Below are 26,108 nucleotides of genomic sequence, written 5' to 3' on the forward strand. Positions count from 1 at the left end.
GTGGGAGCGAGCTTGCTCGCGAAGGCGGTTCTAACGTCAGCAGAGAATCAGGGCAATGTCTGCGCATTCGGCACCACTTGCTCCCCTACACAAGCCCCGCGCAAATGCTTTTCAAACTGCTCGATAACCGCCGGCCAGCCCTGGCGACTCGCATGCTGCCGCGCATTCAGGCGCACGCAGCGCAACCTCTCATCCTCTTCCAGCAACCATGCCGCCGCCTCGCAAAAGGCTGGCTCATCACCAGGCATCGCCAGCACGCCGTTGTAGCCATGGCGAATATGCTGCGCCGCCGCAGCCTGATCGTAAGCCACCACACCCAGCCCGGATGCCAGCGCCTCCAGCACCACATTACCGAAGGTTTCGGTCAGACTCGGAAATAGAAACAAATCACCAGACGCATAGTGCGCCGCCAACGCTTCACCGCGCTGCGCGCCGCAGAAAATCGCCTCGGGCACATCCTTTTCCAGCGCTAGCCGCTGCGGCCCGTCGCCGACGACGATCAGTTTCAGATTGCGCTGTGGATAAGTGTCGCGCAGTTTTTCGAAGCAGCGTTTGAGCAGGCCAAGGTTCTTCTCCGGCGCGAGTCGTCCTACGTGAATCACCGCAATGTCCTGCTCGGACAGGCCCCATTGCTCACGCAAGGCGTTCAGCCGTTTGCTCGGATGAAACAACTGGCTGTCGACCCCGCGCGACAACAGCGCCAAGCGCTCGAAATGCCGCCGCTCCAGTTCCAGGCGCTGGCTGACGCTCGGCACCAGCGTCATGGCCGAGCGATTGTGAAACCAGCGCAGATAATGCGTGAGCATCCGCGTCAGCAGACCGAGCCCGTATTGGCTGGTGTATTGCTGAAAATTGGTGTGAAAACCGCTGACCACCGATATCCCCAAACGGCGCGCCGCACGCAGCGCCGACAACCCGAGCGGGCCTTCCGTGGCGATGTACAACACGTCGGGACGCTGGCGCTTCCAGCGCCGCAGCAGTTTGTGCATCGACGACTGACCCCATTGCAGCCCCGGATATCCCGGCAACGGCCAACCCCGACACAGTAGCAGCGCGTCATCTTCACTGCGCTGCGGATCACCGGCCTGACGCGGGCGCACCAGTTCAACCTGATGCCCACGCGCGCGCAGTCCATCGCACAAGCGGCCAAGGGTATTGGCCACCCCGTTGATTTCCGGTGGGAAGGTTTCGCTGATCAGAGTGATATGTAGAGCTGTCGTCATGACCCCAGTGTCGACTGAGGCCATGTCGTCATTGTGTCGAGTTGATGATGGATTGATGACAGCCACTGGCCCCGCTGGGCTCAATATTTTCGCCAGTCGGTCGTTAGCCTTGATTGAACGTTTGAACCAAGGAAATGGCTATGGCGGAAAATGTCTACGCGTCCCCTGAGGCGAATCTGTTGAACGAAGATGTGCAGGCTGCGGGATTTTACGTGGTTGCCAGATGGAAATTCATTCTGCTGTCGGTGCTCAGTTTTGGCCTGTATTTCTATTATTGGTCGTACAAAAACTGGAGCCTGTACAAGCAGCGGACGCAGGAAGAGCTGTGGCCAGTGGCGCGCGGTATCTTCTATATATTTTTCGTGCACAGGCTGTATCGTCATGCAGACAAGACGATTCACGACAGCGGCCGAAAATCCAGCTGGGATCTTGAGCAGTGGGCAACGGTGTTTGTTGTATTGACGTTGCTTGCAGTGGTGCTCGATAAACTATCGAGCCGTTTCGAAGGCTTGTTGTACCTGAGTTTGTTTGCTATGGCACTGCTGCCGCTCAGAGCTTATGTCGCCAGTGAAGGCCAGCAACTGATCAACCTGGCCGCCAACGATCCGCATGGCTTGGGCAACAACCGCCTGAATGCCTGGAATTTTTTGATCATCGTTCCAGGCATCGCCCTGTGGGCATTGGTGCTGATCGGGACGTGGAGCTTTTTCCACTGAGGCAGCGGCAAAACCACAGCGTCTGGCTCAGGCCTTTTCCTGAGCCAGCACCTCGGCACCGCGCTCACGCACCCAGAACAACGTCGCCCCGGCCACCGCCGCCGGCATCATCAGGATGTTGACCACCGGGATCAGCAGCACCAGATAGACGATCCCGCCAAAGCTCATGCTCTGCCAGCGCTTTTGCCGCAACCAGGCAAGCATTTCGTTCCAGCCCAGTTTGTGGTTATCCGCCGGGTAGTCGATGTACTGGATCGCCATCATCCACACGCCGAATAACAGCCACAGCGGTGCAGCAACGATATTCACCACCGGGATGAACGAGAGAATGAACAGTCCGATCGCCCGTGGCAGGAAGTAGCCGAGTTTGCGCATTTCCCGGGCCAAGGTGCGCGGGACCATGGCGATCAGTTCGCCCCAGCTGAACGCCGGGAAGTCATCAGTGCCGCGTACCACCACTTCGACTTTTTCCGCGAGGAAGCCGTTGAACGGTGCGGCGATTACGTTGGCCAGCATAGTGAAAGTAAAGAACACCATCAGCGCCACTAGCACTACAAACAGTGGCCAGAGGATGTAACTGAGGAAGCTCAGCCATTCGGGCAGCGATGGCATCAGCGTATCGACCCATAGACTGAACTGGTGGCCGGCCAGATAAATCAATCCGACGAACAGCACGAGGTTGATCGCCAGCGGCAACAACACGAACAGGCGCAGGCCGGGGCTGAGAACCAGTTTGAGGCCTTCGCGCAGGTATTGCGGGCCGGACAGAACAGGGGCGGGCATAAGGTGCTCCGAGCAAGGGAAAACGCGCCGACCTTACCGACTTTGCAACGACGGCGAAAGCACGGTAGAGCGATCGACATTCACTGTAACAAAGACGTCCATCTCGTCAGTGTGTCGGCATAGAGACCACCTATGAGCTGGATTGTTAAACCGTATTTCCTTAATCTTGCCCCCCTCGATACGCTGCACCCAACTTTTTACAGGACTGTCGAGCTCAAGCCTTCCCCAAGGTTTTCCACGGTCCTTTTTTATTCCCGCCGGCAGTCCGGCGATCCGTGCCAGTTTTTCGGCCCGGTCAACAGGAGCAGGTCATGTCTGAAGTCCGTCATTCGCGAGTGATTATTCTCGGTTCCGGCCCAGCCGGTTACAGCGCTGCGGTATACGCGGCCCGCGCCAACCTCAAGCCACTGCTGATCACCGGCATGCAGGCTGGCGGTCAACTGACCACCACTACTGAAGTCGACAACTGGCCGGGCGATGTGCACGGTCTGACCGGTCCAGCCCTGATGGAGCGGATGCGCGAGCACGCCGAGCGTTTTGAAACCGAGATCGTTTTCGATCACATCAACGCCGTGGACTTTGCTGCCAAGCCGTACACCCTGACCGGCGACAGCGCGACCTACACCTGCGACGCCCTGATCATCGCCACCGGCGCCAGCGCGCGCTATCTGGGCCTGCCGTCGGAAGAAGCGTTCATGGGCAAAGGCGTTTCGGCCTGCGCGACCTGCGACGGTTTCTTCTACCGCAACAAGCCTGTTGCAGTGGTCGGCGGCGGCAACACCGCTGTTGAAGAAGCACTGTACCTGGCCAACATCGCCAGCACCGTGACCCTGATCCACCGTCGCGAAACCTTCCGCGCCGAGAAGATCCTGATCGACAAGCTCAACGCTCGCGTGGCTGAAGGCAAGATCATCCTCAAGTTGAACGCCAACCTCGACGAAGTGCTGGGCGACAACATGGGCGTGACCGGTGCGCGTCTGAAGAACAACGATGGCAGCTTCGACGAAATCACCGTCGACGGCGTGTTCATCGCCATCGGCCACACCCCGAACACCTCGCTGTTCGAAGGCCAGTTGACCCTCAAAGACGGTTATCTGGTAGTGCACGGCGGCCGTGAAGGCAATGCTACGGCGACCAGCGTCGAAGGCATCTTCGCTGCCGGTGACGTGGCTGACCACGTTTACCGCCAGGCGATCACCTCGGCCGGCGCTGGCTGCATGGCGGCACTGGATACCGAGCGTTACCTGGACGGTCTGCAGAACGCTTCGTTCTAAATCGCAGACATAAAAAAACCGGCCAGATTGGCCGGTTTTTTTGTGCCCGAGAATCACAGTCACCACAGATCAAATGTGGGAGCGAGCCTGCTCGCGAATGCGGTGTATCCGTCGACATCAATGTTGAATGTCAGTCCGTATTCGCGAGCAGGCTCGCTCCCACAGGGATTTTGTGTGGATAGAGGAATCAGCGGCGGGTCAGGGGTTGAGCGGTGAATTTGACGCCGGCCAGACCGTGCTGGATCAACGCACGGATATTGCCGTGATCACTGCCCTCAGGCGTCGCCACTACCGAGCGGTAATGCTCGCCGAACGCCAGCAGCGCGTCTTCATCGCTCAGGCCTTCCAGCAGTGCCAGACCCAGGGTCTTGCAAGAACCTTCGTTCTGCCCGGCGGCGTTTTCCACGCCACCGTTGTTGAACGCCTGCGGCTGATAGTCGTAACCGGCGGCGATGAAGGCCAGCGTGTCGGCGAAAGCGTGTTCGCCGCTCTTGAGGCTGGCGCGCAGGGTGTTCAGATCACTCATGGGTTTTTCCTTTGGCGAACGCGGCTTGTTGCTCGGCGTTGGCTTCTTGCTGAAATTGGGCTTTCCACTCGGCGTACGGCATGCCGTAAACCACTTCGCGGGCGTCGTCGAGGCTGATCTCGATCTGGCGCTCGTCGGCTTCGGCCTTGTACCACTTCGACAGGCAGTTGCGGCAGAACCCGGCAAGGTTCATCAGATCGATGTTCTGCACGTCCTTGCGGCTGTCCAGGTGGGCGACCAGCCGGCGGAAGGCGGCAGCTTCGAGTTCGAGGCGTTGTTGCTCGTTCATGGGAGTCTCTGCGAGACAGCTTCAAGCGACGAGCTTCAAGCTGCAAAATGGGTGGCGGTGATACGAAGTTTACAGCTTGCCGCTTGAAGCTTGAAGCTTGAAGCTAGCGGTTCGCTGCAAGCGTGATTGACACCGACTCGGCAAAACGCAGCGCGTGCGGCTTGTCGACTTCGACTTCGGCATACAGCACTGAACCGTTGCTCATCACCAGGTCGAGCAATTCCTGCGTCAGGCGTTCGAGCAGCGCAAAGCGGTTGCCCTCGACGTGGGCGATGATCGCTTTGGTGATCGTGCGGTAATTCAGCGCGTGGTCGATATCATTGTCACGCACCGCTTCCTGCGCGGCGTACAGAATGGTCAGGTTGATCAGCACATCCTGCTTGTTGAGGATTTCGTCCTCGTTGATCCCGATAAAGGTGCGCAAGCGCAGATCCTTGACCCGGATGCGCGCCATTCCCGGCTGAAGTTGTGGCATTTACTTGCTCCGTCCAATCAATTGCAGGAACTCCTGGCGGGTGTTGCTCGACTCGCGGAACGCGCCGAGCATGACCGAGGTGTTCATGGTCGAATTCTGTTTCTCGACACCGCGCATCATCATGCACATGTGTCTGGCCTCAATGACGACCGCGACGCCGGCGGCATCGGTGACCTGTTGCACCGCATCGGCAATTTGCCGGGTGAGGTTTTCCTGAATCTGCAGGCGTCGGGCGAACATGTCCACCAGTCGCGCGATTTTCGACAGACCCAGCACCTTGCCCGTCGGAATATAAGCCACATGGGCCTTGCCGATGAAGGGCAGCAAGTGATGTTCGCACAAAGAGTACAACTCGATGTCGGCGACGATGATCATCTCGTCACTGTCCGAGGCAAACAGCGCGCCGTTGACGATCTCATCGACGCTTTGCTCGTAACCGTGACACAGGTATTGCATGGCCTTGGCCGCGCGCACCGGGGTGTCTTGCAGTCCTTCGCGGTCGGGATCTTCACCGAGGCCAATGAGGATTTCGCGGTAATTCTCGGGCAGTGAGCGGGTCATGGGCAGCCTCGCAGGCAGGTGTTATTTGACGTGCCTTCCGCCGTTGACGGTCAGGGTCGTACCGGTGACATAAGGGTTGTCGAGCAGATAGCGCAGGCTCTGGTAGATCACTTCGCTGCCGGGTTCGATGCCCAGCGCGGACTTGGCCAGTGCCTTGGCGCGGTACGCCGCGTCGTCGTCGGGATTGAACAATAGCAGGGCCGGGGCGATGCCGTTGACCTTGATGGTCGGCGCATAGCGGGCGGCGAAGGACAGGGTCAGGCTGTCGAGCCCGGCTTTGCTGGCGCAATAGCCAATGTGCTTGCTGCTGCCCTTGCGGGTGACATCGTCGCTGATATGAATGATGTCGGCGGGCGTCGAGTGTTTTAGCAGTTCACCGCAGTGCAGGTTGATCAGGTACGGTGCGAGCATGTGCAGATTGAACATGCGCGTGAAGGCTTCGGCTTCGCTGCCCGGGGTTTCGGCCAGCCACTCGGAGGCGTTGTGCACGATGGCGCGCAAGCTGTCGGTGTGGGTTTTCAGTTCGGCGATGAAAGCGAGAATCGCGGCTTCGCTGGAAAAGTCGGCGAACAGGCCGAGGGCGCCCAGATCGCGCAGCGTTTGCACGCCGGGGCGTTCGCTGCGGTAAGTGAAGATGACGCGATAGCCATCCTCGAGCAGCCGCTGCGCACAATGCAGGCCGACACGCTGGCCGGCACCGGTGATGAGGATCGGGGCTGAGGAATCAGGCATGAACGGCTCGCATCGCGGTTGGAGCAAAAACTATAACAGCGACGAGCCTGAAAAGATCGCAGCCTGCGACAGCACCTACCCTGGTCTGTGTTCAGTCCAGCAGGAGCTGTCGAGTGCAACGAGGCTGCGATCTTTAATGTTTCTGAGGTGTCGCCGAAACAGGCAGTCGTACCGGCGTACTGTTCAGCCAGTTCGCCAGCAATCGGGTCGACAATGGAATAAAGAAGTAAACCATCAACGGCGTCAGGCACGCCGTGCTGATCAACATACGCGGCAACAGGCTCAGTTCTGCGAGCAACGGGCCGAGGACAAAGTTGAACAGCAGTGACACCGGAAAGAACGCCAGCCAGATCGCGACGGCCTGTTTCCACCGTGGAGGACGTTGCCCGGCAGCGCCGAACCAGCCTTCGATGCCACTGACTCGATGTTCTTTCGGGTGGGCAAACAGGTCGCTGCCACGGCTCAGCCACGCGGTACGTGAAACCGAATGTTCCCACGCATGCAACGTCTGCTCATCGACAAAGCGGAAGATGATCTGGAATTCATTATCGCCGGGCGGCGGAGCGAGCACGCCAGAGCCCAGGTAACCGGGGAAATCAGTGGCCAGTTGTTCGCCTTCGCGCAGCCAGGCGATCAAGTCCTGATAACGGCCATCAGCGACGCGACGGGCAACCATCAGCGTGACAGGGGAAGTAGACATTATGTATCTCCGTATTTCATTTGCGTCGCTCCGGGTAGGAGTTTCGCCTGACGCAGGGCCGGGGTAGAGGCCTGCGTTTTTCAACAAGCAAGGATTATTCCGGTTTTTCCCGATTAAACCAGCGACTTTCGTCGCATTTCTGCACTTGATCGCAATCGGGGCATAAGCGTTAGAATGGGATCCAAATCTCTCCGACATGGAAGTTGAACAGCCTATGCCTGTCATCACGGACGCAAAGCCTGCTGCGCAGACATCTTCTGTGCTCGAGCGCGAGGATCTGTTCCCTATCCGTGAGGTCGCACGCCTGACAGGTGTAAACCCGGTGACCTTGCGCGCGTGGGAGCGGCGCTATGGTCTGATTCAGCCCACGCGCACCGAAAGTGGGCATCGGCTCTATTCGATGACCGATATCGAGCGCGTGCGCAGCATCGTCGACTGGATTGATCGCGGGGTCGCCGTGAGCAAGGTCGGCAAGATCCTCGCCAAGACCGAACCGATGAAAGTATTGGCGCACATCATCCCGGATGACTTGGTGCAGGCGGATTACCTGCAATGGCAGGAGCAGATCCAGCAGGCGGTCAGTGCGTTCGACGACCAGCAACTGGACCGCGTCTATGGGCAGATTTTCTCTTCATACTCATTGCCGGTGGTGTTTCAGGACATCCTCATGCCTTTGTGGCTGCAATTGTTGCAGCGCCAGGAGGCTTTCGGGCAAACCAGCGAGTGGTTGTTCTTCGATGGATTCCTGCGGGCGCGGGTATTGCAGCGGATCGTCATGCTGCGTGGTACGCAACCGCGCCGAGTGATCGTCAGCGCGCTGGCCGGGCAATGTCGAGAGCTGGAGTTGTTGGTGGCGGCGCTGTTTCTCAGCGACAGCAATTCCGGTGTTCGGGTGCTGACCACAGGTCAGCCATTCGATGAGCTGACGTTGGTTTGCGAAAAGATCAAACCTGATGCACTCGTGCTGTTTTCCAATCACGCGCCCAGCGCCGAATTGCCTCGGCGTTTGAACCGCTTGGCATTGAGTCTCGATTGTCAGTTGATGCTGGCGGGCGACGCTTCAGATCTGGCACAGGACAGCTTGGCCGGATCCTCTGTTGCTTGCCTGGGCAATGAAGGCGCGAACATGCGTCAGCGCATGCTGCAGTTTCTGGCCGGCAATCTGGATACCTGAAACTCAGGTGTGAAGGGCAGGATGCGTCAGGCGATGTTGCTGCAGGATGAACTGGCGCAGACGCTCGGTTTCATCGGTGTCGGTCTGGCTCAGTTCGTAGGCGTAGAAACCGCTCTCGGTTTCCCGTTCGAAATTGCCGCGCAATGAAATCCGCTCGTAACCCGAAGGGCTGAACCACAGGGCGAAATGCTTGGGCGGTTTGGTCTTGTTGCGCACTTCCAGCAGCACACCTTTGTGCGAAACCTCGTGGACCCACAACGTGCCCGGCTGACCTTTGGCGTTTTCCAGAGCTACCGGCTCTTCGAGAGTCAAACGCCATGGCCGCACCATCGGGCCGTCTTCGTAAATACTCGGTACGCCGAGACGCAGGTGCAACGCGTGAAACTCGTCTTCGACCAGATGCAACGGGAAGGTCATCTGCTGATTTTCGAAGTTGGCCTGAATGGTCACTTGCTCGTGAGCTGCCAGGCGCGTGAGCAAATCACGGATTTGCGAACCGCCGTTAACCAGCAGACTCGACGTCGCATCCCGCACGTTCAGTTGCGGGTTGTGCTGCATGGTCTGGATGAAATCCAGCTCATCCTGAGTGAGGAGGGCGTCGCGCTGCATGGCTAACTCGAAAGGTATAGTTACAAAGTCATTGGTGATTGTAGTTAATGACACTTAGTTCGCGATTTTGTTTTGACCGTTTGTCGCTTTCAATGCAGCCAGTTCTGCTTTGAGGGCAACGACCTCAGCTTCCAGTTGAACAACGCGCTGTTGTGCCTTGACCTGAACGGTGACGTCCTTCTGCACGCCAACGAAATACGTCTGCCCGTCTTCGACGTTTTTCACCGTTGAAATCGACAGTTCATTCCAGAACGGCGTACCGTCCTTGCGATAGTTACGCAGGATTTCCCGGCACGAGCCGCCGTTATCCAGCGTCTCGCGAATCAGTTTCAGGCTGTCCTGATCGCGGTCTCCAGACTGCAAAAAGCGGCAGTCCTGATAGAGGATTTCCTCACTGGTGTAGCCGGTCAGTCGTTCAAAGGCCGGGTTCACATAGATCAGGATATCGTTCTGTTCACCTTCTTTCTCCGCGACCACTATCCCGTCATTCGACGCATTGATCACCATTTGCAGCAGGCTGGCGTTGATCATCTTTGAATCCTTTCAGAGTTGTCAGTGGCAGGCATTCTAGAAGAACCGCACGGCCTGTCTACTGGCCATTACCGCCAATTGAGATCCAGTCGCAGCTTTGCGCTTGAGACTGTTACTATCGCGGCTCTTTTTTTTCAGTTTCAGGATCAGATTGATGAAAGTCGCCATCCTCTCCGGTTCGGTCTACGGCACCGCCGAAGAAGTCGCCCGTCACGCCCAGAACCTGTTGAAAGCCGCTGGCTTTGAAACCTTCCACAACTCGCGCGCCAGCCTGGCCGACATCCAGGCGTTCGGCCCTGAAGCATTGCTTGCGGTGACCTCGACCACCGGCATGGGCGAATTGCCCGACAACCTGCAACCGCTGTACTCAGCGATTCGCGACCAGCTGCCCGCCGCACTGCTCGGTTTGCCGGGCGCAGTGATTGCCTTGGGCGACGCCAGTTACGGCGACACTTTCTGCGGCGGTGGCGAGCAAATGCGTGAACTGTTCGGCGAGCTCGGTGTGCGCGAAGTGCAAGAGATGCTGCGCATCGACGCCAGCGAAAGCGTCACCCCGGAAACCGACGCCGAGCCTTGGCTGGCGCAGTTGATCGACACGCTCAAGGGCTGATTCCACGCTCGCGCAACAGCGCCAGCCATGCCTGCGCCGCTTTTGACAGATACGCGCCGCGCCGCCAGATAAACGCGATATCCCAACGCAGATAATCCGGCGCGCGTAAGGTCAGGCGCACCACGCCTGGCCGCACCAGACCGCGTGCAACCACGCTGGGCAACAGCACCACGCCTTGCCCGGCGGCCACCAGCGCCGCAAGGAAATCCGCCTGACCGCTGCGCCCGCCTTCCTTCGGCGTAAACCCCAGTTGCTGGCACGCCTGCAGCAAGCGGTCGTTGAGCACGAAGCTGCGCTGATAGAGCAGAAAGGGCGTCTCGGCCAATTCCTCCAGACCGATTTCACCTCGATCGGCCAGTGGATGATCCACCGGTAGCAGGGCGTCGAGTTGCTCATCGCAAAACGGCTGACAGTCGAATTGCGGATCCTTGGGCAACAGACTGCCGCCCAACTCCAGTTCACCGCTCAGCACAGCCTGCTCGATATTGCGGCTACCGCCCTCGAGCAACTGGATGCTGATATTCGGATAGCGCCGCCGGTATTCCGCAAACAGTTCGGCGAATAGCGCGTCGCTGCCGAGTAATGGCAGGCCGAGGCGCAACTCTCCGCGTGCCAAATGACTGAGGTCGTCCAGTTCCGCGAGCAGTTCGTTGCGCAAGCGCAGCATGCCTTCGGCCCGTTGCAGCACCACGCTGCCAGCGGCCGTCAGGCGCAATTGCGAACCCAGCCGCTCCAGCAGAGGCGTGCCGAGACTTTGTTCCAGTTGCGCGATCTGTTTGCTCACCGCTGACTGGCTGATGTGCAGGGTTTTTGCGGCTTGGGTAAAACCGCCTTGATGCATCACTTCGACAAAGCTGCGCAGTTGTTTGAATTCCATTGTCCGATTCCATTTTGGAATGGTATTGAGTCTAACAATTCGCTTCGGGGATGGCAGGGCGCTTCGTAAAATAAGCGCCTGTCTGGAGCAAAATCATGAACGCCGTCCCGCTCAAACATCTGTCTCGTCTTCTCGCTGAACTCGCTGTATTGCTCGGCCTCTACTTGCTCGGCTGCCAACTCGCGGTCTGGCTGGCGTGGCCGATTCCTGGCGGTGTGATCGGTATGGCGCTGTTGCTGCTGGCCTTCGCCTTTGGCTGGATAAAACCCGCCGCCCTGCAATTGGGCGCAGGGTTGCTGATGGCCGAGATGTTGTTGTTCTTCATTCCGGCGCTGATGAGCCTGCTCGACTATGGCGTACTGTTGCGTAATGACGGCTGGCGAATCCTGTTGGTGATCGCCGCCAGTACATTGATGGTCATGCTGGTGACGGCTTTCACCGTAGAACTTGCCGTGCGCATGAGGCGTTCCCATGAAGCTTGAATGGATGCCGATGTTCTGGCTGGCCTTCACCCTGTTGGCGTATCTGTTCAGCCGCTGGTTGTATCGGCGCACCGGGCGCTACGTCTTGTCACCACTGATTCTGGTGCCGGCGTTGCTGCTGGCGCTCGCCGTGCCCCTGCACACTGCCTATGCCGAATATTCCAGCAACACCCACTGGCTGATGCTGGTGCTCGGTCCCGTCACCGTGGCTTTTGCCGTGCCGATCTGGCAGCAACGCCGTTTGTTGATGCGGCACTGGTCGGCGCTGTTGTTGGGCATGGTTGCCGGCAGTGCGGCGTCGATCGGCACTTCATTCGGGCTGGCCAGGGCGCTGGCGCTCGACAGCTCGGTGACGCTGTCACTGGTGCCGCGTTCGATCACCACACCGTTCGCCATGCCGCTGGCGCAGGACCTCGGCGGCGTGCCGGAGTTGACCGCGGTATTCGTGATGTTCACCGGTGTGTTCGGGGCGATGCTCGGTGGCGTGTTGTTGAAGTGGTTGCCGTTGCGCAGTGCTCTGGCGCGCGGTGCGCTTTTCGGGGTTGGCGCGCATGGTGCCGGTGTCAGTCGGGCCCATGAAGTGGGCGGCGAGGAAGGCTCTGTCGCCGGGCTGGTGATGGTTTTGACCGGGTTGCTCAATCTGTTTGCCGCGCCTTTGTTGGCGTCGTGGCTTTGACATGGATCCAAGGAGTTTGCCTGGCTGACCCGCTCAGTCATCAAGCTGGCTGGCAATGCAACTACGCAATGCTCTGCGCCTGACTAGACTGCTCGTACGTGCAGAACAATAAGAACGCAGAGGTGCATACAGTGAGCGTAGCCCCCGTCCAATCGTCCCTTAATGTCAAAGACCAGGTCAGTGCCGCAGAGTGGCAGACCCGTGTCGATCTCGCCGCTTGTTATCGTCTGGTCGCGCTGCATGGCTGGGACGATCTGATCTTCACCCATATTTCCGCCAAGGTGCCTGGCACCGAAGATTTCCTGATCAACCCGTTTGGTCTGATGTTTCATGAGATCACTGCGTCGAGCCTGGTGAAAGTCGATCAGGCCGGCAACAAACTCATGGACAGCCCTTACGAAATCAACCCCGCCGGCTACACCATCCACAGCGCCGTGCACGAAGTGCGGCACGATGTGGTTTGCGTGCTGCATACCCACACCGCCTCCGGTGTCGCGGTGTCGGCGCAAAAGCAGGGTGTGTTGCCGATCAGCCAGCAGTCGCTGTTCGTGCTTTCGAGCCTGGCTTATCACGGCTACGAAGGCGTGGCGCTGAACCATGAAGAGAAGGCGCGCCTGCAAGCCGATCTTGGCGAAAACAATTTCCTGATGCTGCACAACCACGGTCTGCTGACCTGTGGCGGCACCATCGCCGACACTTTTCTGATGATGTTCACCTTCCAGCGCGCCTGCGACATTCAGGTCATGGCGCAAACCGGTGGCGCTGAACTCATCGCCATCGAACCGCAAATCCTGGCAGGCGCCAAAGCGATGATCGCCGGTGTCACCAAAAGTGCTCAAGGCATGGGTGGCGCGCTGGCATGGCCAGCGTTGCTGCGCAAACTCGATAAACAAGACCCCGGATATAAACTCTAATGCCTCTTGCCGAGATTCCTCTGTGTGTCTGGCGTAAACGCAGCCAGACGTTTGTCTTTCGTGGCCAGCCGATTCGCTACTGGACGGCCGGGCAGGGTGAGCCGCTGCTGCTGATCCACGGTTTTCCGACCGCCAGTTGGGATTGGCATTATCTGTGGCAGCCGCTGGCCCAGCGATATCGGGTGATTGCCTGCGACATGCTCGGCTTTGGCGATTCGGCCAAACCGCTCAATCACACCTACAGCCTTTTGGAGCAGGCTGACCTGCAGCAGGCATTGCTCGCGCATCTGCAGGTCGGGCAACCGGTTCACTTGCTTGCTCACGACTACGGCGACAGCGTTGCCCAGGAACTGCTCGCCAGGCAATACGAAGACAAGATCGAGATCGCCAGTTGCGTGTTCCTCAACGGCGGGTTGTTTCCGGAAACCCATCGTCCGGTGCTGATGCAGAAACTGCTGCTCAGCCCGTTGGGCTGGATGATCGGTCGTGCGTTCACTCGCGATGCGCTGGTGAAAAGCTTCCGGCAGATCTTCGGCCCGCAAACCCGACCGAGCGAAAGCGAGCTGGACGATTTCTGGAGTCTGGTCGACAGCAATCGCGGGCCACGGATCATGCACAAATTGATCAGCTACATTCCCGAGCGTCGAGTGCAGCGTGATCGTTGGGTGAGCGCGATGCAGCGTGGCGAGATTCCGTTACGGGTGATCGATGGCGAAGTCGATCCGATTTCCGGGGCGCACATGGTCGAGCGTTACCGTGAATTGATCCCCGACGCCGACACGGTGTTGCTGCCAGGCATCGGCCACTATCCACAGACCGAGGCGCCGGTGCAGGTGCTCAAGCATTATCTGGAGTTTCGCGATCGTTTTGTGCTGCCACCGCGCAAAGTCGCCTGCTCCTGAAAGATCAAAAGATCGCAGCCTGCGGCAGCGCCTACACAAATTCAATGTAGGCGCTGCCGCAGGCTGCGATCTTTTGATCTTTTGACGCCTTCATCATCCCCTAACCTTATCGCACACCATTCAGCCTCAGCCGTATTCGTTGTGACCCAAAGCCCTGTGCCTGACACTCGGACTCAATACTGGCCTGCTGGAGTTGCTGCGATGAATGAGTCTGTGCGTTTCGAAGATAAAGTTGTCATCGTCACCGGAGCCGGTGGTGGCCTCGGACGCGCCCACGCATTGTTGTTTGCCAAACAGGGCGCCAAAGTGCTGGTCAACGACCTCGGCGGCTCGACCCAGGGCGAGGGGGCTAATGCTTCCGCTGCCGACCGCGTCGTCGCCGAAATCCGCGAGGCTGGCGGCATTGCCGAAGCCAACCACGACTCGGTCACCGACGGCGACAAACTGGTGCAAAACGCCCTTGATGTCTTCGGTCGCGTCGACGTCGTGGTGAACAACGCCGGGATCCTGCGCGACAAGACCTTCCACAAAATGGACGACGCCGACTGGGATCTGGTTTACCGCGTCCACGTCGAAGGCGCCTACAAAGTCACCCGCGCCGCGTGGCCACATATGCGCGAGCAAAACTACGGCCGGGTAATCTTCACCGCCTCGACCTCAGGCATCTACGGCAACTTCGGCCAGTCCAACTACGGCATGGCCAAACTGGGCCTCTACGGTTTGACCCGTACGCTGGCCATCGAAGGTCGCAAGAACAACATCCTCGTCAACGCCATCGCGCCTACCGGCGGCACGCGCATGACCGAAGGCTTGATCCCGCCGCAAGTGTTTGAGCAATTGAAGCCAGAACTGGTCAGCCCGTTGGTGGTGTATCTGGCCAGTGAGCAATGCCAGGAAACCTCCGGACTGTTCGAAGTCGGTGGCGGCTGGATGGGCAAGGTGCGCTGGGAACGCAGCCTCGGTGCCGGCTTCGACCCTCGCGAAGGGTTCTCGCCGGAAGATGTCGCGGCGCACTGGCAGCAGATTTGTGATTTCGAAGGGGCGGCGCATCCGAAGGACAATATTGAGGCGTTGAAGGAAATGATGGCGAATTTGCAGAAGTATTCGCTTTAAGAAACGTTTGAGCCTCGCTGCGCTCTGGATGCGGCGAGGCTCCTTCTATTACTCCTCGTACCGCTTATCAATCATGAATTCCGGGATTTCCCAGTTTGGACCCGGAATGGCAACAGCCGCATTACCCTCAGCCAGTACACCCTCACGAAATAATTCCTCGTATGTTCTCCACAATTCACCGCGCGCGATAACTTCAAAACGATAACGTCCGAACAGTGTGTCGATGGAGGGAAATGCCAAACCGATAGCCAAAACTGATAACAAATCTCTGAGATTTTCTTGCCTGACAGCTTGTTCGAGTTTGGCAGTCGAACTCTTGGATCTGCTGACGCATTCAAATGCTTCCAACTCTTGTTTTTTCGCCGCGTCGATGGCCTCTTCCGTATAGCGTAATGACTCATCGTCGCTCAGTTTGAAGTCTTCAAGTGTGGCCGTATGGAGGTTATTCCAAAGGGACGGATTACTTTTGGGAATGTAGTCGTCGGCGAATCCCATCGCTCTGAATCGCTCCATCATTCGAAGTGAATAGGCATAGAACCGTCGATCGGTATCGGTTATCTCGAGCTTGCGCTCCAGTATGGCGTCAAGACGCTTGATCATGATGAGGTTGGCTGCAGACCCTTTTCCTTCAATTTTTGTTTCGGCGCCCTCAACAAAACTTTGCTCCAACATTCGTTTTACTCACTGCGAATTTTTCGGTTTGCGGAGCAATTAACCTACATCAGCTTTCGAACGGAAATATCTGCATCAATCGTCAGTAATGACCTGCCTGGTTGTATGAATAATGTGGAAAGCGGTTTGATAGCTTGGCATTAAAAGACCAAAAGGATATTTCCTACAGCAATGGGGGGATCTTCCCGCTGATGCAGGTGATGTGAGTAAAACGGCGCCCATAAAAAAGGCCGCTGCAAACGCAGCGGCCAAGGTAAGACGTTGGATCAAGGAGCTACAAATCAACGTCAGTGAACACCGGGGCGATAAACCGAAGTCTTCGATTCATCTGAAATCTGTCAGCAATGGCCTGAGTCGCTCAAAGGCCAGTGCTGCGCGCTTTGCGGAGTGTCCCGTGAAAGCGCGTTCAGAATAAGGTGTTGACCACGTAGGAAAAATACCGATTCCGGACATGCACTGTTGCGGGGCACGTAACAGTCCCATGTGCTGATGTGCACCATGCGCGGCACTGATGATCTTCCATCCAGCCGATCCATGAACGGCGCAAAGCCCCGTCGTTAAAGGCTATTCATCCTTTCGAGCGACAACACGAATACCTCCTTGGTGCGCTTATCGACGAGGTTGCCCGGCAGTAGGGTGGGGCCTTCTGTCACTCACCGGGGAAGACGCATGACAAAAACAACAATGCGCGCCATCTTCACACCGCAGGCGCTGGCCGCCGCGGTGGCTTTGGGTTGCTGCGCCCAGGCGCACGCGGTTGCGTTCAACATTGGCGAGATCGAGGGCACCTTCGACTCGTCGCTGTCGATCGGTGCGAGCTGGGGCATGCGCGATGCCGACAAGTCGCTGGTCGGCACGGTCAATGGCGGGACCGGGCAATCCTCGACCGGTGATGACGGGCGTTTGAATTTCAAGAAGGGCGAGACCTTCTCGAAGATCTTCAAAGGTATTCACGATCTTGAACTCAAGTACGGCGACACCGGTGTCTTCGTGCGTGGCAAGTACTGGTATGACTTCGAACTGAAGGACGAAGACCGCGAGTTCAAGCCGATCAGCGACAGCGGACGCAAGGAAGGTGCGAAGTCCTCCGGCGCACAAATTCTCGATGCATTCGTCTATCACAACTATTCCATTGCCGATCTGCCGGGCACCGTGCGCGCGGGCAAGCAGGTCGTGAGCTGGGGCGAAAGTACCTTCATCGGTAACTCGATCAACAGCATCAACCCGATCGACGTTTCGGCGTTTCGTCGCCCCGGAGCGGAGATCAAGGAAGGCCTGATTCCGGTCAACATGCTGTTTGGCTCCCAAGGCCTGACCGATCAACTGACCGTCGAAGGGTTCTATCAACTGGAATGGGACCAGACCGTTCTCGACAACTGCGGCACCTTCTTCGGTGTCGATGTGGCGGCGGACGGTTGCAACAACGGCTACACCGTTGGCAACCCGGCAATCGCACCGTTTGTCCCGCTGACCCAGGCTTTTGGCCAAGGCATTCAGGTGACTCGCGAAGGCGTGGTGATCCCCCGTGGCGGCGACCGCGATGCGCGGGATTCCGGGCAGTGGGGCACGGCATTGCGCTGGCTCGGTGACGACACCGAATATGGCCTGTATTTCATGAACTACCACAGCCGCACGCCAACGGTTGGCACTACCACGGCTGGCCTGTCGACGCTGGCGGCATTGCCGGGCATGGTCGGGATCGCCAATGGCCTGGCACCCGGCAGCGGTTCCGGCCTGGCGCAGAGCGTGATGCTCGGGCGCGGTGGTTACTACCTTGAGTACCCGGAAGACATTCGCCTCTACGGCGCGAGTTTCTCCACCACATTGCCGACCGGCACGGCATGGACTGGCGAGATCAGCTACCGCCCGAATGCACCGGTACAGGTCAACACCAATGACCTGACGCTAGCGCTGCTCAATCCGATTGCCGGTGGCGCTGCTTCGCCGGTCGCCACCACCCCGGGGGCGGACAACAAAGGTTATCGGCGCAAGGAAGTCACGCAAATCCAGAGCACCCTCACGCACTTTTTCGATCAGGTGTTGGGCGCGGAACGCCTGACCGTGGTCGGCGAAGCTGCGGTGGTGCATGTCGGTGGCCTGGAGTCGCGCAGCGAGCTGCGTTATGGCCGCGACTCGGTATACGGCCAATACGGTTTCGGTGGTGATACCGACGGTTTCGTCACCTCGACCTCGTGGGGCTACCGTGCCCGGGCGATCCTCGATTACGCCAACGTGATCGGCGGGGTCAACTTCAAACCCAACCTGTCGTGGTCGCATGACGTCGCCGGTTATGGCCCCAACGGCCTGTTCAACGAAGGTGCGAAAGCGATCAGCGTCGGCGTCGATGCCGACTACCGCAACACCTATACCGCGAGCCTCAGTTACACCGACTTTTTCGGTGGCGACTACAACGTCCTCGAAGACCGTGACTTCGTCGCCCTGAGCTTCGGCGTGAACTTCTGATCTGCCCGAGAAGGATGAATGCAATGCACAAAATGATTCTGCAATGTGGTGTGCTGGCCCTGAGTCTGCTGGCGGCCAACGTGATGGCTGCGGTGTCGCCGGAGGAGGCCAACAAACTCGGCACCAGTCTGACGCCGCTCGGCGCCGAGAAGGCCGGCAATGCTGACGGTTCGATACCGGCATGGACCGGCGGCATCCCGAAAAACGCCGGGGCGGTGGACAGCAAAGGCTTCCTCGCCGACCCGTTTGCCAATGAAAAACCGCTGTTCACCATCACTGCTTCCAACGTCGACAAGTACAAGGACAAGCTCTCGGACGGGCAGGTGGCGATGTTCAAACGCTACCCGGAAACCTACAAGATCCCGGTCTATCCGACTCACCGCACGGTCGCCGTGCCAGCGGAAATCTATGAGTCGGCCAAACGCAGCGCGCTCAATGTCACCAGCATTAACGATGGTAATGGCCTGGCCAATTTCACAGGCAACCGCTACTACGCCTTCCCGATTCCGAAGACTGGCGTGGAGGTGTTGTGGAACCACATCACCCGGTATCACGGCGGTAACCTGCGGCGCATCATCACCCAGGTGACCCCGCAGACCAACGGCAGCTACACGCCGATCCGCTTCGAAGAAGAGATCGCCGTGCCGCAACTGATGAAGGATCTCGATCCGGAAAAAGCCGCCAACGTGCTGACTTTCTTCAAACAGTCGGTAACGGCGCCGGCACGTCTGGCCGGTAACGTGCTGCTGGTCCACGAGACCCTCGATCAGGTGAAGGAACCGCGTCTGGCGTGGATCTACAACGCCGGCCAGCGCCGCGTGCGTCGGGCGCCGCAAGTGGCCTATGACGGCCCGGGTACCGCCGCCGATGGCCTGCGCACGTCGGACAACTTCGACATGTTCTCCGGCGCTCCGGATCGCTACGACTGGAAACTGGTCGGTAAAAAGGAAATGTACATCCCGTACAACAGCTACAAACTCGATTCGCCGAAGCTCAAGTACGACGACATCGTCAAGGCCGGCCATATCAATCAGGACCTGACCCGTTATGAACTGCACCGCGTCTGGGAAGTGATCGGCACGGTCAAGCCGAGCGAGCGGCACATCTATGCCAAGCGTCACATGTACATCGATGAAGACAGCTGGCAAGTGGCGCTGGCAGACCACTACGACGGTCGCGGGCAACTGTGGCGTGTCGCCGAAGGTCACGCTCAGTACTACTACGATCACCAGGCGCAGGCCTACACACTGGAAGCGCTCTACGACATCATTGCCGGTCGCTACATTGCCCTGGGAATGAAGAACGAAGAGAAGCACAGTTTCGAGTTCGGCTTCGAAGCCAAGGCTGCCGACTACACGCCAGCGGCCTTGCGCGCAGAGGGCGTGCGGTAACGGTTGTGATACACAGGCGAGGCAAAAGGCGACCGCTCGGTCGCCTTTTTTATGGACACCAATCAGCGCGCTGAATACTCGTCAACAAGTGCAGGGGAGAGGGCTAGGGTGAGGGCACAACGATAAAAAGGCTCACCCGATGACCGCTATGACTGCCTGTCTGGATCGCCCCGGATTCTTGCCCAGACTTTCTTCCCATCATCAACTTCGGCCTCGACTGAGTGAGCCGCTACTGACATCGGTGGCGCGGATCAGGCTGATCTGCGCGCCGCCCGGCAGTGGCAAAAGCGCGTTGCTCTCCGAATGCTTGTCACAGGCACCGGCACACTGTGTGGTGCACTGGCTGCCACTGATGGGCGTGTCGTTGAGTACGGAGGAGTTCTGTCAGCGGCTGAGTCTGGCATTGGGGCTGGCAGCAATGGATGAGGCGCAATTGGCGGCGGCACTGGCACGCTGGTCAGCGCCCACCTGGCTGTTTATCGACGACTATTGTCGGCTCCCCGACCCGGCTCTCGATGCATTGTTGGACCGCTTGCTGGCGCTCAGCAGCCCGGCATTGATCTGGTGGATCGGCGCGCGTCGACGCCCCCAGTGCAATTGGCCACGGTTGCTGCTGGACGACGAATTGTTTGAATGCGAAAGCGCGACGCTGGCGCTGACCCCGGAAGAAATCGCCCAGGCGTTAAAACACCTGTCAGCGGAGCAGGCTGCCAGTGTGGCCGCGCGGATTGTTCATCGAACCGGTGGATGGTGCGCCGGGGTGCGCATGGCGCTGCTGCAAAAATGCGACTGGTCGCAGACCCTTCAGCCGCAGCAACGGGTGGAAACGCTGCTGGATTATTTGCAGCATGAATTGTTCAGCGGCCTGACGCCGGAGTTGGCCGAGGTCTGGCGGGTACTGGCGAATCTGCCGCGCTTCAATGCTGAGTTGTGTGAGCACCTGTTCGGTGCCGGAGAAGGCGCGGACTACCTGCGCACCCTGCAAACGCTGGGTTGCTTTATCGAACCATGGAATGACTCGTCCCAGTGGTTGCAGATCTTTGCACCTTTGGCTCAAGTGATGCGCGATGAGCGCTGGCCTGCGGCCCGCTCATGGCATCGTCGGGCATGCCAATGGTTCGCCGCTGCCGGGGATTGGCGCTCGGCTTTCGAGCAGGCGTTGCTTGCCGAGGAATTCGAAACGGCAGTGAGTCTGTTGCAGCACTTCAACTTCGAGCATCTTTTTGAAGAGCAAACGGTGGTGCTGTTGTTGCGCCTGCATGAATCTCAGGGCGAAGGAGTGACCTTGGGATCACCGCAATTGGTTGGGCTGATTACCGCAGCTCTTTTGTTTGCCGGCCGTTTTGAACAGGCCACGCAGTGCATCGCGCACCTGGCGAGGTTCATGCCGCAACCTTCGGCGGCACTGGAACGACAACTGATTGCACGCTGGCAAGCACAACAAGGCTGGCTGATGCATTTGCAGGGGCGTATGACGCCTGCGCGCGAACTTTTTCAGCAAGCTCTGGAAGCGCTCGATGGCGATGCCTGGGCCACAAGGCTGCTGTGCCTGTCAGGGCTGACTCAACAAGCCTTGCTCTGTGATGAACTCGAACAAGCGCACGCCATCAGTCGCGAAGCGTTGTGTCTGGCGCGGGCACAAGGCTCCTTGCTGTTTGAAGGCTTGCTGGAACTTGATCACGCGCAGTTGCTTGAGCAGCGTGGTGCTCCAGCCCGCGCTGACAACCTGCTACTGAGCATCGAGCAGTTACTTGGCCAGCGCGCTGAGCGGCCATCGCCGCTGCTCGGTCGTATCGCCCTGCGTCGTGGTCGATTGGCGTTGGTCATGGGGCTGGAGGAGCAAGCCGCCGTTCTGTTCAAACGTGGCCTGGAGGATTGTCTGCGCAGTCACGATAAACGGGTGTTGTTCGGCTATCTGGGGCTGGCGCAGATAGCGGCCAACCACTGTGAATACACGCAAGCATTCGAGCGCTTGCACGAGGCCGAGCGGTTGATGCAGCAGCGCAGGATTCCAGACACGGTTTACCGTGGTGTGTTGTTACAGGTCAGTAGCCAGATCTGGCTGCAGCAGGGGCGGGCGCAGTTGGCACATGAGGCGTTGAGCCGGGTGCTGCGCCACTATCAACCGCCGAACGCGTTGCAGGCACCTCCGGCGACGATTCAACTGATAGCGCGTATCCAGTATTTGCTGATATTGGCCACGGCATCTTTGCAACGCGGTAGTGATCTCCCGGAGCAACTTCAGATGTTGCTGGATAAAGCCCGCAAGTGCGGGGCGCAGACACTTGAGGCGGAGTTGCATTTTGCCCTCGCCGAAGTGGCATTGCTGCACAGCGAGTCGTTACGGGTGGTTGAGCATGTGGAATGTGCGTTGAAGATCGTCCGGCGCTCGGAGGCGCAATTGCTGATACGCCAGGTCACCCTGCGCTCGCCGAACATATTTGATCGGACAAATGTGCTGGAGGAAAAGCAGCAAGTTGTAGCCGAACCTGAAGCTGAAAGTTCACTGAGTCAGCGAGAGTTACAAGTCTTGGTGTTGATTGCGGCAGGTGATTCCAATCAACAAATCGCAGAAAAACTTTTCCTTTCATTGCATACCGTTAAAACTCATGTCCGAAGGATCTATATAAAATTGGGGGTGATGCGTAGAACGCATGCGGTGGCCAGGGCCAGAACATTGGGTTTGATGTAGGTGTGAGGTTGTTAGATGTTTGTAGTTGTAACTTAGGGGGTTGTTGGTGTTGTAATTAAACACTGTTGGAAACAGTGCGGTGGGTATCTTTTTGTTCTGGATCTGAATTAGCTTGATTTGGCGAGGCAAGTTGTAATTGGTCACTTGTCATTATCAAGCTGATAGAGATTCCATTATGGAAATTAATAAAGAAGCCGAAAGCCAAAGTCTGCGTGAAGTGGGGAAAGCCCTGGAAAGTATCTCGCAGGAATTGAAGCGTGTTCCGTCATTTTCAGTGGTGGTGCAGGACACTTTGCGTGAGGCGTTATGGAAGGTATCCGAAGGTGTGCGGCTGAGCAGCCTGTTCGTCAATGTCGTGGCGGGCGCCAAACCGAAAAATAAACAGCCGGTCGGGCGGTTGCTGGATATCGCGCTTGAGTGCCTGCAAAGTGGTCGGCCGCCAAACTATGATGTCAATGATTATGGTGTATTCGATCACCCGAATTTTACCAGCCGTGAAGACATTCTTACGCAAGTCCCGATCTCGGCTATTGAAAAATCAGTAGCAGATTTGCTGAAGAAACTGGCGGTTGATTACACGGCAACTGTGCGGCAGTACTGGGAAAACCCGACCGTTCAAAAAGCAGCTGGGGCTTATCCTCAGTTGTCGCGAAAGTCTGCTTTAGGTTTGCTCGAGGCTAGCCTTTTCGCTCGTGAGTTGGAGGCGCTGACGATTCAAGGGGTCATTACTCAGCAACAAAGCGCGCTGATCAGTACGACCGTACAACCCAGTCTGACCGGTACTTGTTACGGGGTTTTCATTGAAGGTCAGAATGGCAAATACATCGAGCAGAACGCGATGTTTGTATTGCCCCTTACAACCCCTGTCTATGAGCAGTTGATTCCCGGTGAGCAGGGCGCTGTCGTACTCTACTGCGCGAATCGTGGTCTCGAATTGTTTTCTTCCATTTGGAAGCTTGAACAAGCGTTGTTGAGCCGACTGGGCTCCGCGGAAACTCAGGAAGAGTTTCTGCAAACGCTGTCGCTCAGTGAACGCGTTGGGTTCGCCTACGTCCCTGCTATTCGTTTTTTGAAAGTTCGTGCGAATTTGTTTGAGAGATTCGTTGATAAGCGGATTCAGACGATGTACAGCGACATCACTGGGTATCTAGAATCCGTCGGCAAGCCAGACTCGGAGTTTGATAAAATTGTTGTCGCCGTAGAGGCCGCACAATCGTTGCCCGATTTGAATCGTCAGGCCAGAAAACGCCAGGTACAACTGATTAAGCATGTCGAGCGGAATGCTTGGCCGCAATGGTTGAAAAGCACTTCCGATGTCAATCAGGAAGTGTATGTTTCCCTGCAAAAAGAGCTGCTTGAAGCCGAAGTCAAACTTCATGAGGTCACTCACGGAGTTGCTTCGCTGAAAGACTACGCGCGGTTGGCCGTAGAGGACTTCATATCGCCGGGTAAAGATGAGCGTATCGACCCGGACACTGTATTCGTGAAAGTCACCCATACCGTGCCTCTGGCGGATGGAAAAAAGGTGGAACTCACCGAGCGCAAAACGCTGACTCAGGCCTTTATGCAAGGTGCTCATGATCTGGCAGGTCAATATCAGATCGTTCCGGAGGTCCCCTCCAGTCTGCCAAAGTTGAGTCCATCGAACATCCTGCGTGCCATCAAGTCGTTGGACGTTCGTGTTGCCTATACCACGGCTCAACGTCTTCTGTATTCGCAAGCCGAAGTTACCGAGTCGCTGCGATTGGTCCTTAGCCGTAAAACAGCGCTGACCCTGTTCGCGGCGATTCTGCAGAAACACGTGGGACCTTCAGCTCATAAATTGGTGATGGGTTATAACCTCGGCGATACGTCCATTGAAACGCTGGGCGTGGCGCTCAAACACTGGTTCAAGCCTTTCAATGGTTTGCTGGTTTATCGCAGGAAAGGTGTGGCAGCCGATCGCAGCGCGCATGTCCTGCATATACCGGGTTCGCCAGCCGGGCAGGAGTGGTTTGAGTTCACCGACCTGAAAAGCCTGCAGCAAAAGTTGGCGCAATGGGCGGCCAAGGCTGAAACCTGGGCGTACTTGCTGAGTCAGGCACATGCCAGCGACAGTGCGCAGATGCAAAGTGATTATCTGAGTCTAAAACCATTTGCGGTACTGAATGAATGGTGGTGGTCGAAGATTAAGTTGGTCGATTTACCCGAAGCGGAGCCTTTGTTCGGAACCGTTCAAAATCACATCTTGTGGAGTATCGATCAAACCGAGGCTGCCACCCCTCAATGGTACAGAAAGGCCAGCTCGAGCGATCAGCACCTACTCAATCGTCTGAACGCTGATTTCAAGGCTATTCATCATCATTCCCGGGAAATGCTGGCGGTCGAGCCGTTCAAACAGTTTGCCTGCCATTTGGTGAAGAAGGAGCTGAAGCAGTATTTTGCCCGGACAGGTTTATCTGTGGACATTAACCCTGACGAGGTATGGGTCAAATTTCACGCAGACTCGAAGATCAGCCTGACCGATCTGTTTATTCAGTGGCAAAAGTGGCGCAGTGACGTAAGTGCGTTCGAGAAATTTTTCACCTGGGTGAACCCTCAATTGGCCGGGATTGAAAATTTGCGAGAGCAACTCAGACAGGCCACCTTCTGGACGTTTACCGGACAGCCCATTGCCCAACTGAATGCCAGAGTTATCAATGATCTGATCGATCTGAGGCCCGGTGAAAAGTATCTTCAATATCTGAAAGATAAATTCCTCAATGCGTCCGACATTGACTTGAAAGCAAGTCTGTATCGAAAAACAAAACAAAATGAAATGCTCCGGACCGCGTTGATTCAGAAAATCAAAGGCGAGCTCTCCCTCGACCAATTCAGCTGGTTGCAGGGACTCATTAACGGATTTGATCGCGATCTGCCTCGTCAGGGCATCATCACCACGGGTGGGATGCCGGGCATTGGCGTTTACGAGTTCACTCTCAGGGGACGCGCCCTTGTCGGGGCTTACGTTTTTGGGCGCAAAGTCAGCGGGCGTGATGAGTTTTTTGTCTATATTCCCGATACGCCTGATGGCAAGGATTTCTTCCCTGTCCAGGAACTTGCTGGTCGATTGAAAAGCGTGGCCTTCAACAAAAAGGTCTTGAGCCTCGCTCGTCTGGAACATCAGCAGGCAGTGAAAAACCTCCTGGACACTTACTGGGACTCGAACCCGGTAGCGACCAGCACTCCGGAATTGACCAACAGTTATCCAGTACTGGCTTTCAAACAGGAGTACCTGGCTAAAATCGGGCAACTCGTCGCTGATGTGGATTTTCAGACGAGCAGTTATCTGGAAGCGCTGTGGAAGGATGTGAGGGTACTGGCCGAATTTGCCCTGGATGTAGCTTCGATGTTCATTGCGCCACTTGGCCTGGCACTGACCGTACTGCGCATTACTCAGTCGGTTGTGCTGGGCATTGTGGCTTCCAGTCAGGGCTCCGATGAGGCTGCGAACGCACACTTTGCATCGGCGTGGCGAGGGGCGATTCTGTTGTACGTTGGCAAAGTGGCGGCGATCGGCACGCCCGTGAACCCGATTGCTCTGCTATCGAGCGTCAGGGATTTCGCCGATGTGATGGCAGGCGTCACCGGTGTTGAAGTCAGCATCAACTACGTGACAGCAATCACCGCACCTCCTGCGGTCGTGAACAGCACCACTCGTCTGCTCAACTGAGAGATGAAACTGCGCGAGTAACGGCCCTCGTT

25 protein-coding genes are annotated in these 26,108 nt (G+C 57.4%); 13 read left to right on the top strand and 12 right to left on the bottom strand.

The features are described 5' to 3' along the window. Positions 1-47: 47 nt before the first annotated feature. Positions 48-1,247 carry a glycosyltransferase family 4 protein gene (locus BMY54_RS19890; protein ID WP_093436022.1) on the bottom strand — a complete coding sequence of 400 codons (1,200 nt, stop codon included), beginning with the start codon at positions 1,245-1,247 and terminating at the stop codon, positions 48-50. Between the two features lie 116 nt (positions 1,248-1,363). Here BMY54_RS19890 and BMY54_RS19895 point away from each other — a divergent pair, with 116 nt between their 5' ends. Beyond that, a complete protein-coding gene (locus BMY54_RS19895; RefSeq protein ID WP_093436025.1) occupies positions 1,364-1,939 on the top strand; it encodes a hypothetical protein in 576 nt (191 codons plus the stop codon). Positions 1,940-1,966: 27 nt separating this feature from the next. On the opposite strand, the gene cysZ is transcribed toward BMY54_RS19895, so the two are convergent. Then, on the bottom strand, positions 1,967-2,722 hold the full coding sequence (cysZ, locus tag BMY54_RS19900; RefSeq protein ID WP_064119384.1) for a sulfate transporter CysZ: 756 nt from the start codon (positions 2,720-2,722) through the stop codon (positions 1,967-1,969). A gap of 311 nt (positions 2,723-3,033) precedes the next feature. Between cysZ and trxB the strand changes: the two genes are divergently transcribed. Next, positions 3,034-3,996, top strand: coding sequence for a thioredoxin-disulfide reductase (gene trxB / locus BMY54_RS19910; protein WP_007912350.1), 963 nt, complete (start codon positions 3,034-3,036; stop codon positions 3,994-3,996). A 187-nt stretch (positions 3,997-4,183) separates the two neighbouring features. Here trxB and BMY54_RS19915 read toward each other — a convergent pair whose 3' ends face one another. The 6 genes from BMY54_RS19915 to BMY54_RS19940 form a co-directional block, all read right to left on the bottom strand. Further along, the gene (locus tag BMY54_RS19915) at positions 4,184-4,522 is read right to left on the bottom strand and encodes a HopJ type III effector protein (protein ID WP_093436028.1); all 339 of its coding nucleotides are present in this window, start codon (positions 4,520-4,522) and stop codon (positions 4,184-4,186) included. Continuing rightward, positions 4,515-4,811 carry a DUF1244 domain-containing protein gene (locus tag BMY54_RS19920; RefSeq protein ID WP_093436032.1) on the bottom strand — a complete coding sequence of 99 codons (297 nt, stop codon included), beginning with the start codon at positions 4,809-4,811 and terminating at the stop codon, positions 4,515-4,517. The genes BMY54_RS19915 and BMY54_RS19920 overlap by 8 nt, the downstream gene beginning before the upstream one ends. 103 nt (positions 4,812-4,914) lie before the next feature. Next, complete coding sequence (gene folX / locus BMY54_RS19925; protein WP_093436035.1) at positions 4,915-5,286, bottom strand: dihydroneopterin triphosphate 2'-epimerase; 372 nt, start codon at positions 5,284-5,286, stop codon at positions 4,915-4,917. Beyond that, complete coding sequence (gene folE / locus BMY54_RS19930; RefSeq protein ID WP_093436038.1) at positions 5,287-5,847, bottom strand: GTP cyclohydrolase I FolE; 561 nt, start codon at positions 5,845-5,847, stop codon at positions 5,287-5,289. A gap of 21 nt (positions 5,848-5,868) precedes the next feature. Continuing rightward, positions 5,869-6,579, bottom strand: a complete 711-nt coding sequence (folM, locus tag BMY54_RS19935) for a dihydromonapterin reductase (protein WP_093436042.1) — start codon at positions 6,577-6,579, stop codon at positions 5,869-5,871. Positions 6,580-6,712: 133 nt separating this feature from the next. Further along, positions 6,713-7,279 (bottom strand): putative antibiotic biosynthesis monooxygenase, encoded by a 567-nt coding sequence (locus BMY54_RS19940; protein ID WP_093436046.1) that lies wholly within the window; start codon positions 7,277-7,279, stop codon positions 6,713-6,715. Positions 7,280-7,493: 214 nt separating this feature from the next. Here BMY54_RS19940 and BMY54_RS19945 point away from each other — a divergent pair, with 214 nt between their 5' ends. Then, positions 7,494-8,453, top strand: a complete 960-nt coding sequence (locus BMY54_RS19945; RefSeq protein WP_093436050.1) for a MerR family transcriptional regulator — start codon at positions 7,494-7,496, stop codon at positions 8,451-8,453. A 3-nt stretch (positions 8,454-8,456) separates the two neighbouring features. On the opposite strand, the gene BMY54_RS19950 is transcribed toward BMY54_RS19945, so the two are convergent. Beyond that, positions 8,457-9,062: a hypothetical protein gene (locus BMY54_RS19950; protein ID WP_016987019.1), complete on the bottom strand. Its 606-nt coding sequence runs from the start codon at positions 9,060-9,062 to the stop codon at positions 8,457-8,459. 54 nt (positions 9,063-9,116) lie between these two features. After that, positions 9,117-9,593 (bottom strand): PAS domain-containing protein, encoded by a 477-nt coding sequence (locus BMY54_RS19955; RefSeq protein ID WP_093436053.1) that lies wholly within the window; start codon positions 9,591-9,593, stop codon positions 9,117-9,119. Positions 9,594-9,747: 154 nt separating this feature from the next. Here BMY54_RS19955 and BMY54_RS19960 point away from each other — a divergent pair, with 154 nt between their 5' ends. Then, positions 9,748-10,203 carry a flavodoxin gene (locus BMY54_RS19960; RefSeq protein WP_093436056.1) on the top strand — a complete coding sequence of 152 codons (456 nt, stop codon included), beginning with the start codon at positions 9,748-9,750 and terminating at the stop codon, positions 10,201-10,203. Here BMY54_RS19960 and BMY54_RS19965 read toward each other — a convergent pair. Continuing rightward, complete coding sequence (locus tag BMY54_RS19965) at positions 10,193-11,080, bottom strand: LysR family transcriptional regulator (RefSeq protein WP_093436058.1); 888 nt, start codon at positions 11,078-11,080, stop codon at positions 10,193-10,195. The two genes, BMY54_RS19960 and BMY54_RS19965, sit on opposite strands and share 11 nt — an antisense overlap. Before the next feature lie 95 nt (positions 11,081-11,175). Here BMY54_RS19965 and BMY54_RS19970 point away from each other — a divergent pair, with 95 nt between their 5' ends. From BMY54_RS19970 to BMY54_RS19990, 5 genes are all read left to right on the top strand, one after another. After that, positions 11,176-11,562 carry a CidA/LrgA family protein gene (locus BMY54_RS19970; protein WP_093436063.1) on the top strand — a complete coding sequence of 129 codons (387 nt, stop codon included), beginning with the start codon at positions 11,176-11,178 and terminating at the stop codon, positions 11,560-11,562. Further along, positions 11,552-12,238 carry an LrgB family protein gene (locus BMY54_RS19975; protein WP_093436067.1) on the top strand — a complete coding sequence of 229 codons (687 nt, stop codon included), beginning with the start codon at positions 11,552-11,554 and terminating at the stop codon, positions 12,236-12,238. The genes BMY54_RS19970 and BMY54_RS19975 overlap by 11 nt, the downstream gene beginning before the upstream one ends. Before the next feature lie 131 nt (positions 12,239-12,369). Further along, positions 12,370-13,152 carry a class II aldolase/adducin family protein gene (locus BMY54_RS19980; protein ID WP_093436071.1) on the top strand — a complete coding sequence of 261 codons (783 nt, stop codon included), beginning with the start codon at positions 12,370-12,372 and terminating at the stop codon, positions 13,150-13,152. Next, complete coding sequence (locus BMY54_RS19985; protein WP_093436075.1) at positions 13,152-14,054, top strand: alpha/beta fold hydrolase; 903 nt, start codon at positions 13,152-13,154, stop codon at positions 14,052-14,054. Before BMY54_RS19980 ends, BMY54_RS19985 begins: the two co-directional genes overlap by 1 nt. Positions 14,055-14,255: 201 nt before the next feature. Then, complete coding sequence (locus BMY54_RS19990; protein WP_093436080.1) at positions 14,256-15,167, top strand: SDR family oxidoreductase; 912 nt, start codon at positions 14,256-14,258, stop codon at positions 15,165-15,167. Between the two features lie 48 nt (positions 15,168-15,215). On the opposite strand, the gene BMY54_RS30965 is transcribed toward BMY54_RS19990, so the two are convergent. Further along, a complete protein-coding gene (locus BMY54_RS30965) occupies positions 15,216-15,839 on the bottom strand; it encodes a hypothetical protein (RefSeq protein ID WP_225919964.1) in 624 nt (207 codons plus the stop codon). A 669-nt stretch (positions 15,840-16,508) separates the two neighbouring features. Between BMY54_RS30965 and BMY54_RS20000 the strand changes: the two genes are divergently transcribed. The 4 genes from BMY54_RS20000 to BMY54_RS20015 all read left to right on the top strand — a co-directional run bounded on the left by BMY54_RS20000 (position 16,509) and on the right by BMY54_RS20015 (position 26,076). Continuing rightward, positions 16,509-18,302 carry a DUF1302 domain-containing protein gene (locus BMY54_RS20000; protein ID WP_093436084.1) on the top strand — a complete coding sequence of 598 codons (1,794 nt, stop codon included), beginning with the start codon at positions 16,509-16,511 and terminating at the stop codon, positions 18,300-18,302. Between the two features lie 23 nt (positions 18,303-18,325). After that, entirely contained in the window at positions 18,326-19,693 is a 1,368-nt protein-coding gene (locus BMY54_RS20005; RefSeq protein ID WP_093436089.1) for a DUF1329 domain-containing protein, read from the top strand. Positions 19,694-19,832: 139 nt separating this feature from the next. Beyond that, positions 19,833-22,385, top strand: a complete 2,553-nt coding sequence (locus BMY54_RS20010) for a LuxR C-terminal-related transcriptional regulator (RefSeq protein ID WP_093436094.1) — start codon at positions 19,833-19,835, stop codon at positions 22,383-22,385. A gap of 175 nt (positions 22,386-22,560) precedes the next feature. Beyond that, positions 22,561-26,076, top strand: a complete 3,516-nt coding sequence (locus BMY54_RS20015; protein ID WP_093436098.1) for a dermonecrotic toxin domain-containing protein — start codon at positions 22,561-22,563, stop codon at positions 26,074-26,076. The last annotated feature ends 32 nt before the right edge of the window (positions 26,077-26,108 follow it).

Origin of the sequence: Pseudomonas sp. ok266, assembly GCF_900110195.1 — a bacterium.
In the GTDB taxonomy this organism is placed as follows: Bacteria; Pseudomonadota; Gammaproteobacteria; order Pseudomonadales; family Pseudomonadaceae; genus Aquipseudomonas; species Aquipseudomonas neuropathica.

Excerpts from the sequence above, each read along its gene's own strand:
- BMY54_RS19890 (WP_093436022.1), bottom strand. The coding sequence starts at position 1,247 with ATGGCCTCAGTCGACACTGGGGTCATGACGACAGCTCTACATATCACT.
- BMY54_RS19895 (WP_093436025.1), top strand. The coding sequence starts at position 1,364 with ATGGCGGAAAATGTCTACGCGTCCCCTGAGGCGAATCTGTTGAACGAA.
- cysZ (WP_064119384.1), bottom strand. The coding sequence starts at position 2,722 with ATGCCCGCCCCTGTTCTGTCCGGCCCGCAATACCTGCGCGAAGGCCTC.
- trxB (WP_007912350.1), top strand. The coding sequence starts at position 3,034 with ATGTCTGAAGTCCGTCATTCGCGAGTGATTATTCTCGGTTCCGGCCCA.
- BMY54_RS19915 (WP_093436028.1), bottom strand. The coding sequence starts at position 4,522 with ATGAGTGATCTGAACACCCTGCGCGCCAGCCTCAAGAGCGGCGAACAC.
- BMY54_RS19920 (WP_093436032.1), bottom strand. The coding sequence starts at position 4,811 with ATGAACGAGCAACAACGCCTCGAACTCGAAGCTGCCGCCTTCCGCCGG.
- folX (WP_093436035.1), bottom strand. The coding sequence starts at position 5,286 with ATGCCACAACTTCAGCCGGGAATGGCGCGCATCCGGGTCAAGGATCTG.
- folE (WP_093436038.1), bottom strand. The coding sequence starts at position 5,847 with ATGACCCGCTCACTGCCCGAGAATTACCGCGAAATCCTCATTGGCCTC.
- folM (WP_093436042.1), bottom strand. The coding sequence starts at position 6,579 with ATGCCTGATTCCTCAGCCCCGATCCTCATCACCGGTGCCGGCCAGCGT.
- BMY54_RS19940 (WP_093436046.1), bottom strand. The coding sequence starts at position 7,279 with ATGTCTACTTCCCCTGTCACGCTGATGGTTGCCCGTCGCGTCGCTGAT.
- BMY54_RS19945 (WP_093436050.1), top strand. The coding sequence starts at position 7,494 with ATGCCTGTCATCACGGACGCAAAGCCTGCTGCGCAGACATCTTCTGTG.
- BMY54_RS19950 (WP_016987019.1), bottom strand. The coding sequence starts at position 9,062 with ATGCAGCGCGACGCCCTCCTCACTCAGGATGAGCTGGATTTCATCCAG.
- BMY54_RS19955 (WP_093436053.1), bottom strand. The coding sequence starts at position 9,593 with ATGATCAACGCCAGCCTGCTGCAAATGGTGATCAATGCGTCGAATGAC.
- BMY54_RS19960 (WP_093436056.1), top strand. The coding sequence starts at position 9,748 with ATGAAAGTCGCCATCCTCTCCGGTTCGGTCTACGGCACCGCCGAAGAA.
- BMY54_RS19965 (WP_093436058.1), bottom strand. The coding sequence starts at position 11,080 with ATGGAATTCAAACAACTGCGCAGCTTTGTCGAAGTGATGCATCAAGGC.
- BMY54_RS19970 (WP_093436063.1), top strand. The coding sequence starts at position 11,176 with ATGAACGCCGTCCCGCTCAAACATCTGTCTCGTCTTCTCGCTGAACTC.
- BMY54_RS19975 (WP_093436067.1), top strand. The coding sequence starts at position 11,552 with ATGAAGCTTGAATGGATGCCGATGTTCTGGCTGGCCTTCACCCTGTTG.
- BMY54_RS19985 (WP_093436075.1), top strand. The coding sequence starts at position 13,152 with ATGCCTCTTGCCGAGATTCCTCTGTGTGTCTGGCGTAAACGCAGCCAG.
- BMY54_RS19990 (WP_093436080.1), top strand. The coding sequence starts at position 14,256 with ATGAATGAGTCTGTGCGTTTCGAAGATAAAGTTGTCATCGTCACCGGA.
- BMY54_RS30965 (WP_225919964.1), bottom strand. The coding sequence starts at position 15,839 with ATGTTGGAGCAAAGTTTTGTTGAGGGCGCCGAAACAAAAATTGAAGGA.
- BMY54_RS20000 (WP_093436084.1), top strand. The coding sequence starts at position 16,509 with ATGACAAAAACAACAATGCGCGCCATCTTCACACCGCAGGCGCTGGCC.
- BMY54_RS20005 (WP_093436089.1), top strand. The coding sequence starts at position 18,326 with ATGCACAAAATGATTCTGCAATGTGGTGTGCTGGCCCTGAGTCTGCTG.
- BMY54_RS20010 (WP_093436094.1), top strand. The coding sequence starts at position 19,833 with ATGACCGCTATGACTGCCTGTCTGGATCGCCCCGGATTCTTGCCCAGA.
- BMY54_RS20015 (WP_093436098.1), top strand. The coding sequence starts at position 22,561 with ATGGAAATTAATAAAGAAGCCGAAAGCCAAAGTCTGCGTGAAGTGGGG.